At 38.6% G+C, this 12,350-nt stretch carries 10 protein-coding genes; 6 read left to right on the forward strand and 4 right to left on the reverse strand.

Features of this window, described 5'->3' with window-relative positions; all coding sequences use genetic code 11:
- Positions 1 to 61 precede the first annotated feature (61 nt).
- Positions 62 to 2,137 (reverse strand): tetratricopeptide repeat protein, encoded by a 2,076-nt coding sequence (locus G1O98_RS31615; protein ID WP_163936703.1) that lies wholly within the window; start codon positions 2,135 to 2,137, stop codon positions 62 to 64.
- 280 nt (positions 2,138 to 2,417) lie between these two features.
- Between G1O98_RS31615 and G1O98_RS31620 the strand changes: the two genes are divergently transcribed.
- The 3 genes from G1O98_RS31620 to G1O98_RS31630 all read left to right on the forward strand — a co-directional run bounded on the left by G1O98_RS31620 (position 2,418) and on the right by G1O98_RS31630 (position 3,937).
- Positions 2,418 to 2,558, forward strand: coding sequence for a hypothetical protein (locus G1O98_RS31620; protein WP_163936706.1), 141 nt, complete (start codon positions 2,418 to 2,420; stop codon positions 2,556 to 2,558).
- A gap of 64 nt (positions 2,559 to 2,622) precedes the next feature.
- Entirely contained in the window at positions 2,623 to 2,883 is a 261-nt protein-coding gene (locus G1O98_RS31625) for a hypothetical protein (protein WP_012407382.1), read from the forward strand.
- A 397-nt stretch (positions 2,884 to 3,280) separates the two neighbouring features.
- A complete protein-coding gene (locus G1O98_RS31630; protein ID WP_243458603.1) occupies positions 3,281 to 3,937 on the forward strand; it encodes a class I SAM-dependent methyltransferase in 657 nt (218 codons plus the stop codon).
- Between the two features lie 128 nt (positions 3,938 to 4,065).
- Here G1O98_RS31630 and G1O98_RS31635 read toward each other — a convergent pair whose 3' ends face one another.
- On the reverse strand, positions 4,066 to 5,838 hold the full coding sequence (locus tag G1O98_RS31635; RefSeq protein WP_163936713.1) for a DUF262 domain-containing protein: 1,773 nt from the start codon (positions 5,836 to 5,838) through the stop codon (positions 4,066 to 4,068).
- Between the two features lie 107 nt (positions 5,839 to 5,945).
- The gene (locus G1O98_RS31640) at positions 5,946 to 6,905 is read right to left on the reverse strand and encodes a pyridoxal-phosphate dependent enzyme (protein WP_163936716.1); all 960 of its coding nucleotides are present in this window, start codon (positions 6,903 to 6,905) and stop codon (positions 5,946 to 5,948) included.
- Between the two features lie 220 nt (positions 6,906 to 7,125).
- Here G1O98_RS31640 and G1O98_RS31645 point away from each other — a divergent pair, with 220 nt between their 5' ends.
- From G1O98_RS31645 to G1O98_RS31655, 3 genes are all read left to right on the forward strand, one after another.
- On the forward strand, positions 7,126 to 8,856 hold the full coding sequence (locus G1O98_RS31645) for a diflavin flavoprotein (RefSeq protein ID WP_163936719.1): 1,731 nt from the start codon (positions 7,126 to 7,128) through the stop codon (positions 8,854 to 8,856).
- Positions 8,857 to 9,007: 151 nt separating this feature from the next.
- Positions 9,008 to 9,520: a phosphate-starvation-inducible PsiE family protein gene (locus G1O98_RS31650; RefSeq protein WP_012407378.1), complete on the forward strand. Its 513-nt coding sequence runs from the start codon at positions 9,008 to 9,010 to the stop codon at positions 9,518 to 9,520.
- Positions 9,521 to 9,645: 125 nt separating this feature from the next.
- Positions 9,646 to 11,382, forward strand: a complete 1,737-nt coding sequence (locus G1O98_RS31655) for a diflavin flavoprotein (RefSeq protein ID WP_163936723.1) — start codon at positions 9,646 to 9,648, stop codon at positions 11,380 to 11,382.
- Between the two features lie 109 nt (positions 11,383 to 11,491).
- Here G1O98_RS31655 and G1O98_RS31660 read toward each other — a convergent pair.
- Positions 11,492 to 12,350 (reverse strand): phosphatase PAP2 family protein (locus tag G1O98_RS31660; protein WP_243458604.1); only part of this gene is annotated, 859 nt, incomplete at its 5' end.

Genomic DNA, 12,350 nt, shown 5'->3' on the forward strand with positions numbered 1-12,350 from the left:
CAGGGGGAGCAGGGGGAGCAGGGGAAGCATTAATGACAAATGACTAATGACAAATAACTTTTTATTCTGCAACTAACTGCTTAAAGCGCTCATCATCGGCAATATCATCAAAATCTAGGTCAGTTGCTGCGTCTTCTTTATACCTGGGATCAAGTTCAATTGCCTGTTTCAGAGTTGCCAGAGATAGTTCAACTTGTCTTTGCAGTGCGTAACAGGCTGCTTTGTTGTAATAGGCACTGGCATAATCTGGCTTAATTTCTAAAGTTTTGTTAAAACTAGCGATCGCTTCATCATCGCGTCCCAATCTTACCAAGGTATAACCGCGTTTATCCCAGATTTTGGGAGAATTAGGTTGGAATTCCAGCGCTTTATCAAAAGATACTATTGCCTCTTCATATTTTTCCAATGCTACGAGAGAAAGACCGCAATTTAACCAAGCGACTGCATCATCAGGCTTGATTTGTGTAGCTTTCTCGAATGAAGCAAAGGCTTGCTGATGCTGTTGTAATTTCCCAAAAGCAACGCCGCGATCGCACCAAGCTTGATGGTAATCTGGTTGAATCTGAATAGCTCGATCATAAGATGCGATCGCATCTTTATAGCGTTTCAGCCTTCCGAGAGTTAGACCTCGTTTTAACCAAGCCACAGATTCATCAGGTTGAATTTTAACCGCTTGGTTGTAAGCTGCGATCGCATCTTCATAGCGCCTTTTAGAAAACAGCTCATCTCCCTCTTTTACATACTCCTCAGCAGTCAATTCTGGTTTTTGTGGCTGTTCCTCTATTTCTTTTTCTTCCTTAACTTCATAATTCACCGCTTCTAAGATAGATTCAGGTGTAATTTCAGTTAGTTCTTGAAGAATAAGATCCTTTCTTTCTTCGGCATCCAATTGTAACTCAGAGAGTTGAGAGACAAACTCAGTTTCTAATCTTTCTAACTTCTCCAAAATGAGAATTTTTTGTTGTTGAGCATTCCATTGTAATTCTGAAAATTGCGAACTAAATTCAGAACCAGCTTTTTCTAAATTTTCAATAATTAACTCTTTGCGCTTTTGAGCATCTAATTGTAATTCAGATAGTTGTTCAGCAAACTCTGACTGCAATGCTGCTAAATTCTCAAAAATTTTATTTTTTTGCTCCTGAGCATCCGCCTGTAGTTCTGATAACTGAGCTTTCAATTCATTATCTAATTTTCCTAAACTCTCAAATGCAATCTCTTTTCTGTGGTGAGCATCTACCTGTAATTCTGATAAATTATCGGCAAATTCTGATTGCAATTTAGCCAAACTTTCAAAAACTATATCCTTTTTGTTTTGAGCATCAGACTGCCATCCAGAAAGTTGAGTTATGAACTCAGATTTTGAGCCTTCTAAATCAGCCAATGCTAGCTCTTGCTGTTCTTGTACACCTAACTTTAAATTAGACAACTCTTGTGTCAGAACAGATGCTAAATTTCCTAGATTTTCCAGCGCTACATCTCTTTGTTGTTGAGCATCAAGCTCTAATTTAGATACAACAGAAGCAAAATTAGACTCTAAACTTTCTATATTTTCTTGAGATTTTTTGAGTTGAGTTTCTAATCTACTTAATATCTGTGACTTAGCTAAATCTAGTTCCGATGTCAGGGTAGATAAATTTTCTTGTTCGCCTTTAATTTTTTGCTGTAAACTAACCGTTTCTTGTTCTAATTCATAATTTATTTTTTTAGCATCTTGAATAAGATTTTCAGCTTCTTGCTTAACGGTAGATAGCTGATTTTGTAATTTCTCCATTCCCTGTAATTGTTGTATCGCTCTATCAACAATTTCACGGATTACCACCCGTCGCAGTAGCCAAAATAAAGCAATGATTGCGACTGGAAATAGGCTTAATATAACTAGCCAGACATTAAGTAAAATAGTTGTACGGCTAAAAGCGCTATTAAAATCAGATTGGACTTGCTGTTGAATTCGCTTTTCTGCTCGTAGTCGTGTTAATTCTTCCCGTTCCTGATTCGACAACACCGAAGTCTGGGTTAGCGCTGGGGAAGGTGATGGTGCAGATTGCCCACTGGCAATTCCAACGGGTAATAATAAGGGTAAAAAGACAATAGTACTTTTTACAATTAAAGCGAAAACAGCTTGATTTTTGCTCTTCATAACAACCATTTCAGTCTGTTGGTCAGTTTTTGAAGCGGCGTGCCTCTTTCCAATCTATAACAGAATTAAGTAGTGAAATGTTATAGAGATACTGGGAAATTCTGAATAATCCTTAACTAATCTATTCCCTCGTCTCTTCGTGTACGTAAAACTTTAGTGCTGGGGTACAGTCAAGTTTTTAACATTATTTTTTGTGAAGTACTATTATAACATTACTAAGGTCAAACTACTGCCAAAAACGGCGAAAACTAAAGCAACACAAATAAAAGTTTATTAACCTATGGAAGACAGATTGCAGGAGTATCAAGGCTTTCTTAGACCATATACCGAAATACTTTCGGATGTGGCTACAGATGCTAGGGTGTTAAAACTGGAATTTGCACCTATAGGTGAAGTGTCAGGTGTGCGTACTTCGCACTAACATTAGATTATCTAAGATAAACAGATTACTTGTTCTAAAATTTACTTAACAAAGGCGGTAGAAAATGGGTAGGCTAAATCCTTATACACTGCAATTGCAGATTACCCGAATGTTTGAGCAAGGGCAATCATTTTTTGCCACAACCAAGGTACAAGAATGGTTGAAAGAACGCAAACATAATCCAGAAGATTATGACATTCTTTTCCATAAAAAACCCGCACCTCCAGGTTCAAAAGAAGTGATGGTCGTGGAAATTGAATTACGCCGCAAAGATGGACAACCTGTAGATCCTTGGTTACAGGAACAAGCAAATCTTCATGCCTAATTTTATCAACTAGCATTTAATTCATATTACCTTAACAGAATTTTCTAAAAGATAGCGTTCCCAATTTCGGAACGCTTTTTGCTATTTTTGTATTTATAAATTATTTATAAAAAGAAATTAACCGCAGAGGCGCAGAGAACGCAGAGAGAATAATTGGACATTTTGACGACTCATTCGTTTAGGATTGCTATATATAGGCAAATTCTACTTCTGATTCTGCACTTTTTCTATTTCTGTGGTAGGTTACGGGAAGTCGCTAGGTATGTATATTAATCAAAATCACCCCATCAGGTGAATCAAATGGGTGAGGTAAAAGAAACATAAGTTATCGTATCTTAAGACTATAAATAGTTGCTTGGTGCAATAATTTATAGCCTCAAATTTTAGGAAGTAGATGATGACTGTAAACCAAATTATTGGAGATTCACCAAATCAGATTTATGCCAACTTTGGTAAACGTTTCTTTGCCTGGATGATGGCTCAAAGTAGCAGCACGTATGATAATATCGTCGGCGATCGCAAACGTTCTCTTTTTGCAAATCTCCAAGGTAAAGTATTAGAAATCGGCCCAGGAACAGGCCCTAACCTACCCTACTACCCTAAAGATATCCACTGGATAGGAATCGAGCCAAACCCCCACATGCATTCCTATCTTCAAAAACAAGCTAAAAAACTAGGCTTAAACATCGACCTCAGAATTGGTAATGCTGAATGGTTAGATGCTGAAGATAACAGCATAGATACTGTTGTTAGTACCTTAGTTTTGTGTTCAGTGCCGAATATAGATTATACATTACAGGCAATTTTAAGAGTACTCAAACCAGGTGGGCGCTTCTTATTTATTGAACATGTCGCTGCACCTAAAGGAACTGTATTGCGACAAGTCCAAAGCGCAATTCGTCCGATTTGGAAAGTCATAGGTGATGGTTGCCATCCAGATAGAGAAACTTTGATTGCTTTAGAAAATGCTGGTTTTGCTAGTGTTAATTATGAGCGATTTGATGCACAATTGCCGATTGTCAGTCCTCATATTATTGGCGTAGCAACAAAGTAAAATAACTTTTAGAGGTTGCTGGATAAAAATATGAATATCTCACGCAGATGAGCGAGCTTGTGAGACTAATTTATATTTTCGCCCAGCAATGCCTCTTTTATAGAAAATCTTTCATTTAGGGATAGATATTAATTATTTGTGCGATTGCCCATATCAAAAACATTAAATTCAATCCCCTCTAACTTCAACCTCAAAGCCTCTAATATGAGGTTCATCCTTTCTTCAATAAAAATGCTTAGGGCATTTTCAGGAAGTGCATTGGCCCTTGACCATTCAAGAATAGTAGTTGGTATAAGATGAGAGCGTAGCACTGCTTCTAAATCAGGCTCGTCATATTGTTTGAGATAATCTAATGGATTTTTATCGCTAATTTTCAAATTAGTGATTTGAGACAAATAGGCAATATTCATCAAGCTGTCACATTCTATTTGAGTAGCAATACCACTCTGCTTAATAAAGTTAACTGGAAATATATGGTGTAAGTTAGGCTTATCTGTTAGCAGATAATAAACATCAGACAAAATATCTCTATGAGGTTTTGCCCAATCTTGCGGCTTGTGGTTTGCATAAAGTGATAGTATTGCTCTGGATAAGCGACCTCTATAACTGTAGAAAGATTTTCTTATCGAATTCTTATCAATATCAAATTTATTGAATGAGTAAGTACTATTAGCCTTTTGTTGGTTAACAAAGTATATATGTTCCCAGAGGTGAGTAGTGTTTGTTAGTAAATCTGCATTATGAAAACTATAATACCAAAAATATTTATTTAAAAAAGTATAATCTGGTTTATCATTACGATAAAAGTATGCTGTAATAGTCAGGTATAAATATCGGTAAGGGATTAATCTTCCACCTTTAATATGCAAAATATTATCAAAGAAATCAAAAGTTTTAGCAACGGCTATTTTAAAATTAGACCATACAGCTTCAACATGTTCTGTTTTTAGCTTATTAAGATACATATCAGTAATATTTTGTATCCCAGCTTCGGGAAATTCAAGTTTTACTACTACAGCTAGCATCTGTAGCAATGTCCAATCATCAATCTTCGCATATTGACTGCTAGCAATAGTTTGTTTAAATTTATCAAATAATTCACGGAGATAGAACCCAGAGATATTATTTGTCTTATTTTCAGAACGAAAGGTCTTAGCAACTACAATATCAAAGATATCCAAGGGTTTACCAGCTTGATTAATCCGCTCAAAAATTTGGCATACTTCCGCAACTTCAATACCTCTTAACTCAATAAAAGAAATTTTGTAATTATATAACGCTTCCCTAATCCTTCTCAATTGCTGCATATAAGGATTTTCAAAATCACCGTATCCAAGTGTATGAAGATTTCTTTCTATTTCTACGTAATTTTTAATAATGTCTATTAAACTAACAATGAGTTTCTCATCATAACGTTTTTTCTTGCCAAGGTTAGCTTTTATTTGACCATTTTTATCATCAATTTCATCCCAGAATAAGAACCTTTTAGCATAGCTTGTGTCATCAGTAGCATCAATAAGTTCAATAGTCAAATCTATATATAGTGTTGGATTAAAATTTTCATTTTTAGCAATGTTACCACCATATATTGATGTTAGAAGAGAAGTTGTTCTTTGTTGTCCATCTAAAATGTATTGGTATTCATTAGATTGAAAATCATCAGCAAACTTGATACCACCTATTTCCCTATGACTTTCTAGCTTGGTGTTAGTTTTCCAAATTAGAATACTTCCTAAAGGGTAAAACTTATAAATACTATCCCAAAGTTTTTTAACATTCTCTTTCTCCCACACAACATCTCGTTGAAAAGTCGGAATTTGATACCTTTTAGCTAGGAGATTTTCTAAATAGATAGTAATACTGTGACCATCTGGCTTAATGCGATCAGCGTATGTAAACATTGGATTGACCTTACTTAACTTTGAGTAAATATCAAGATTGGCGTATGAATTTTATTTTTTTAGTAAAATTCCATACAAAGGTAACTGATATTTAATTAAGTGGCAACTCAGATTTTAGAAACTCTCTGCAATCTTTCTTCAATACCAACGTTGCCCTGTAAGCCTCCTGTGTGTACGAGCAGCAACGAATCGCCTTTACTAAAAAATCCCTGCTTTAGTAAATCCATCACACCGTAAAACATTTTGGCGGTATATACGTAATCAAGAGGTATGCCATATTCCTCCCTGAACTGTTGGCTAAACAGTAGTAACTCATCGTTCACCTTTGCATAGCCGCCAAAGTGGTAATCACATACCAATTCCCAAGAAGCGGGAGAGTTAGATGGTGTGGGTAAATCAGAGGCGAGGTAATTTGTCAGCAGACTTTCGATTTCTTGTGCAAGAAATGAGCCATTTTTAAGTACGGGAAAAGCGATCGCTCTTTGTCCTTGATGCAACGAAAGCGCAATCCCAGTAAGTGTGGTAGCTGTACCGCAGGCTACGCATATATGATCAAATGCGTAGGGGTAGCCAGCCGTAAGCATCGCATCAGCAATTATCTCTGTACAGCCGCGCACACCATTTAAATTACTCCCGCCTTCGGGAATGATAAACACCTCACCGAAGCGTTGTTGCAGATATTCTTCTAACGCTGGTGTGTTGCGCTGTCGATACATTTCGCGGTTCATGTATACAAGCTGCATACCCTGTTGGACAGCAAAACTCAGTGTCGGGTTTAGTGGTAGCGTCTTCTCCCCCCGAATTACGCCAATGGTACGAAAACCGAAAAGATTACCAGCCGCCGCAGTTGCATAGATGTGATTGGAATAAGCGCCGCCAAAAGTAAGCAGCGTTGTAAAATATTTCTCCTTGGCCTCCAAAAGATTGTATTTCAGCTTGAACCACTTATTGCCGTTAACCCACGGGTGCATGAGATCCAGGCGTAGTACATACACATCAGCACCAGCGCTACGGATGATTTCGCTGTTGATTTGTTGTATGGGAGGTGGAAAAAATATTACAGACATGCGAAATCATTCTAACTGATTATTTACATCTTCTCACATTCATTATTGAAGATAAAAGTAATGATAAACATTGAGCAATTCAATGGTAAATCAATCTAAATAATGAATAAAACTTTCTGATGATTAGCTTTAGAAATTGGCATTTTACTAATTGAGTATTTCAGGTAAATATAAGAGACATAACGCTCGCTTCATATAACAATCTTTTTGGAGAAAACAAATGGTTGCACTCATACAGCCCACTCAAGTTACTCCCAACCCAGGACGTTTGACAGTAGAAACTGTCGAAATTGCTCCTCAAACAACTGCTATCCGTTGTCTAGACTGGGATAGAGAACGTTTTGATGTCGAGTTTGGTTTACGGAATGGTACGACCTATAATTCTTTTTTAATTCAGGGAGAAAAAGTTGCCTTAGTTGATACATCTCACCGTAAGTTTGAGCAATTATATCTTGAGATACTAGTGGGATTAATTGATCCGACTAAAATAGATTATTTGATTATTAGCCATACGGAACCAGACCACAGTGGCTTAGTAAAAAATATTTTGCAATTAGCTCCATCCATTACTGTTGTTGGTGCTAAGGTAGCTATTCAATTTTTAGAAAATATGGTTCACCAGCCCTTTAATTCAAGGCAGGTGAAAAGTGGAGAGCGATTAGATTTAGGTAACGGACACGAATTAGAATTTATCTCTGCACCTAACTTACACTGGCCTGACACAATCTTTACTTATGACCACAAAACTAGCACTCTCTACACCTGTGATGTGTTTGGGATGCACTACTGTGATGACCACACTTATGACGAAAATATCACCTTACTTGAGGAAGATTTTCAATATTATTATGATTGTCTTATGGGCCCCAATGCTCGGTCTGTTTTGGCAGCTTTAAAGCGGATTGAAAAGTTAGAAATAGGAACAGTTGCTACGGGACATGGGCCTTTATTACAACACTATATTCCAGAATGGCTCGGACGGTATCAAAACTGGAGTTTAGAACAAGCGAAAACAGAGACTTTAGTGGCTCTATTTTATGTTGAAGATTACGGGCATAGCGAGCAGTTAGTCCGTACTATAGCTCATGGATGTGCGAAAACAGGCGCAGCAGTGGAATTATTTCCTCTCAATAGTTCTGAACCTCAAGAAGTTCGAGAATTAGTTGCACAATCTTCTGGTTTAGTAATTGCAATGCCACCCCAATCTTCGGTGATAGCTCAAGCTTCTTTAAGCACTATTTTAGCTGCTGTTCACAAAAAGCAGTCAATTGGTTTATTAGAGTCGGGAGGTGGAGAAGATGAACCTATTTATCCTTTACGTAATAAGTTTCAAGAACTAGGATTAACTGAAGCTTTTCCACCTATCTTAGTTAAGGAAATTCCTACTCAAGCAACGGAACAGCTTTGTGATGAAGCGGGGACAGATTTGGGTCAATGGTTGAACCGCGATCGCACTATTAAACAAATCAAATCTATCAATACTGAGCTAGAGAAGGCTTTAGGGCGGATTACCACAGGATTGTATATTATCACCGCCAAAAAAGGAGAAATTCAGAGTGCAATGTTGGCTTCTTGGGTGACACAAGCGAGTCTTGAGCCTTTAGGAGTTGCGATCGCAGTATCCAAAGATCGAGCAATTGAATCTTTGATGCACGTTGGCGATCACTTTGTTTTAAACGTTTTAGAAGAAGGCAAATATCAAGGATTAATGAAACATTTCCTCAAACGTTTTCCTCCTGGTGCAGACCGATTTGCTGGAGTGAAGACATATCCAGCGAACAATGGATCGCCCGTTTTAGCTGAAGCCCTAGCTTACATGGAATGTCAAATTACTAGCCGTATGGATTGTGGAGATCATTGGGTAATTTATAGCACAGTCCAAACTGGAAGGGTTTCCAAGTTAGATGCACTTACCGCCGCGCATCACCGCAAAATTGGCAATCATTACTAATTGGTCATTTGTCATTTGTCATTTGTCATTTGTCATTGGTCATTAGTTATTTCTTATTCTCCCCTTGCTTCCCCTGCCTCCCCTTGCCTCCTCTGCTCCCCCTGCTCCCCACAGACGCGATGAATCGCGTCTCTACAACTCCCAAAAAATTATGTATAAATCTGTTGAAAATACCCCGATTACTATGTACGAAATCAATCGTGGGCGCGTTGTCCGAAGCTTGGAATTTATCCAAGATGTAATTGTAATTTCTTTGTGTATCGGTTTATTTAGCTTCATGGTGCTTCAGGTGAGAGATATGTTTCTCTCCTTACTTCCACCTCTAGATTTTCATGCTGTTACTGCCGATATTCTCTTTTTGCTCATATTAGTTGAGCTATTCCGATTGTTGATTATTTACCTACAAGAACATCGAGTATCGATTGGGGTAGCTGTTGAAGTTTCCATAGTTTCTGCTTTGCGGGAAGTCATTGTTAAAGGTGTTCTAGAAACAAGTTGGAGTCAAGTTTTAGCAACTTGTGCCTTTTTATTAGTCTTGGGAGTACTACTGTTTCTCCGAGTTTGGCTACCCCCTACCTTTGAAGGTATCGACCCAGAACAAGAAGTATCTAAACGCTATAGAAGCCGAGCCAAGTCTGAATTAATACAAAACAATGGTCATTAAAAATAGGGAGTGGGGAGTTAGGAGTTAGGCAGACGAGGGAGACAAAGATAATAACCAATGCCCCATTCCCCATTCCCCATTCCCCATTCTCCATTCCCAATTCCCCATTATTAAGAGAGGTTATTATGTCTGTTGCAACATTAACGTCCAACCATAGCAGAGATGTCCAAGTTGCTGAAATTGGTAAAAATACTCTGATTCTGCGATCGCGGACTTGGGACAGATTAAAATTTGAGGTGGAATATTCCCGTCAACGGGGAACTACAGCGAATTCTTATCTGATTCAAGCTGATAAAAAGGCTTTAATTGACCCTCCCGGCGAATCTTTTACCGAAATTTACCTTGAGCAACTTGCACAACATCTAGATTTCATCTCCCTCGATTACATTGTTCTCAGTCATGTCAATCCGAACCGCAGAGCAACCTTGCAAGTATTACTCTCTCTGGTTCCTCAAGCTACTCTCATTTGTTCTCGCCCCGCTGCCAATGCTCTAAAAACTGCTTTTCCCGAATTTGAATCACCTATTCAAGCGATGCGATCGGGAGATACTTTAGATTTAGGACAAGGACATAATCTATCATTTGTCACCGTACCAACTCCCCGGTGGGCTGATGGACTTTGTACTTATGATTCTGCAACAAAAATTCTCTACACAGACAAACTTTTCGGCGCTCATATTTGCGAAGACACTTTGTTTGATGAAGATTGGAAGGGATTAGACGCGGAACGTCGTTACTATTTTGAATGTCTCCATGCACCCCAAGCAAAACAAGTCGAAGTCGCCTTAGATAAAATATCGCTTTTGGGAGCCAGATGTTATGCCCCAGCACACGGGCCAGTTGTGCGTTATAGCTTGAGTCGTTTTACTTATGATTACCGTCAATGGTGTCAAGGACAAAAATCTCAAGAATTGAGTGTCGCTTTGCTTTATGCTTCTGCTTATGGAAATACAGCAATTATGGCAAATGCGATCGCTCAAGGTTTGATTCAAAATGGAGTTAATGTAGAATCAATCAACTGTGAACTAGCAGATTCTGCCGAAATTAACCGCATTGTAGAAACTTGCGATGGCTTGATTATCGGCTCACCCACTTTAGGCGGCCATGCACCGACTCAAATTCAAACAGCTTTAGGAATAGTTCTCTCGGTAGCGGCTAAAACTAAGTTAGCTGGGGTGTTTGGTTCTTACGGCTGGAGTGGAGAGGCCATAGATTTAATCGAAAGTAAGCTCAAAGATGCTAATTATCAATTAGGGTTTGAAACAATTCGGGTGCGTTTCAGCCCTACTTCTGAAATTCTTCAGCAGTGTCAAGAAGCAGGTGCTGCCTTTGCCCAAAACTTGAAGAAAACCAAAAAACTTCGTAGTTCCCGCCAGATTGTCACAGAAACCCATGTAGATCGTACCGAACAAGCGGTGGGGCGAATCATTGGTTCTCTGTGTGTTGTGACAACTTGTGATGAAGAAACCCATAAAGGGGTTTTAACTTCTTGGGTATCACAGGCAACTTTTAACCCGCCAGGGATTATGATTGCGATCGCTAACGAGCAGAATGCAGAGTTAATGCATCATCCTGGCGATAAATTTGTGCTGAATATCCTCAAAGAAGGAAGAAATGTGCGACGCTATTTTTCTCGTCATAGCACTTTAGGCGATAATCCCTTTGCAAATCTTTCCACAAAAACTGCTGATAATGGTTGTTTGATTTTGAATGAGGCATTAGCCTATTTAGAATGTACGGTGCAAAATCAGCTTGAATGTGGCGATAGATGGTTAATTTATGCCGTTATTAATCACGGTGAAGTGTTGGAAAATGATGGTATCACTGCTTTGGAGCATCGGAAATCTGGCAGCTATTATTAACAGATCCAATTTTAGTTTTATCCCAATACGCTTGAGATAACCCAGAAAGCCCTCATGTAGAGACGCGATTTATCGCGTCTAAAAGACTGATATATTTAGATAAACGCGATCAATCGCCGTCCTGAGAGAGAATGTACTCGTCAATGATTCCTTGCTGTTCCGATTCCAAGATCAGGATACAGGCAATTAACCACACTAAACCTGCGGCATAGCCAGCTGTCACATCAGTCAGCCAATGTACTCCCAGGTAAAGCCGACTAAAACCGATCGCAGCAACCAAGAAAACAGTCAAGCCATAAATCCAAAAGCGCCATTCAGGAAACTGCTTTGCCAGAATATAGCCAGTAAAACCGTAAATTACTATTGAAACCATTGCATGGCCGCTAGGAAAACTGTGTTGACCCACATTAATAATATGCTTCCACAGTGCTGGACGCGCTCTACCAAAAAATATTTTCATTAAACAATTTAGCAAGATTGCACCGACTCCAGCGATACCCAAGATAGTTGCTTGCCTGCGACGATTAGAATATAACGGACTAATCGACAGTCCCAAAGAAGATATCAGCATTACTAGGGGATCGCCTAGAAAAGTGATACCAAGCATGATGCGATCGCGCAGTGGTGTATGCAGCTTCTGGAGCAAGAGCAAAATGGCTTCGTCAAGATTATATGCGTATAACAGTGCAGTGCCACATACAAGGGCACAAACAACCGGAATAAGTTGACTGGCTGTTTGGTTTAATTGTCGCTGCATAGATATTTGAGACAGTACGGCTGAATCAAATATGTTTCGATTATTACCTCCAACGAACCCAATACTTTCTTTAGTGTCAAAGGACTGCAAGTTAATAGTTCCAAGTGATTTACTGACTTTTTTCCGATAATCTAAGAGGATGTTTGAAAAGTCGGAAAAGGTGTAAAAAAGCTCTCTCAGTATAAGCTGTGAATAGATAATAAACAGCACC

Source organism: Nostoc sp. UIC 10630, from assembly GCF_010747425.1.
GTDB lineage: Bacteria > Cyanobacteriota > Cyanobacteriia > Cyanobacteriales > Nostocaceae > Nostoc.

Coding starts and splice junctions, on each gene's coding strand:
- G1O98_RS31630 (WP_243458603.1), top strand. CDS start 3,281: ATGACTGTAAACCAAATTATTGGAGATTCACCAAATCAGATTTATGCC.
- G1O98_RS31640 (WP_163936716.1), bottom strand. CDS start 6,905: ATGTCTGTAATATTTTTTCCACCTCCCATACAACAAATCAACAGCGAA.
- G1O98_RS31635 (WP_163936713.1), bottom strand. CDS start 5,838: ATGTTTACATACGCTGATCGCATTAAGCCAGATGGTCACAGTATTACT.
- G1O98_RS31645 (WP_163936719.1), top strand. CDS start 7,126: ATGGTTGCACTCATACAGCCCACTCAAGTTACTCCCAACCCAGGACGT.
- G1O98_RS31650 (WP_012407378.1), top strand. CDS start 9,008: ATGTATAAATCTGTTGAAAATACCCCGATTACTATGTACGAAATCAAT.
- G1O98_RS31625 (WP_012407382.1), top strand. CDS start 2,623: ATGGGTAGGCTAAATCCTTATACACTGCAATTGCAGATTACCCGAATG.
- G1O98_RS31615 (WP_163936703.1), bottom strand. CDS start 2,137: ATGAAGAGCAAAAATCAAGCTGTTTTCGCTTTAATTGTAAAAAGTACT.
- G1O98_RS31620 (WP_163936706.1), top strand. CDS start 2,418: ATGGAAGACAGATTGCAGGAGTATCAAGGCTTTCTTAGACCATATACC.
- G1O98_RS31655 (WP_163936723.1), top strand. CDS start 9,646: ATGTCTGTTGCAACATTAACGTCCAACCATAGCAGAGATGTCCAAGTT.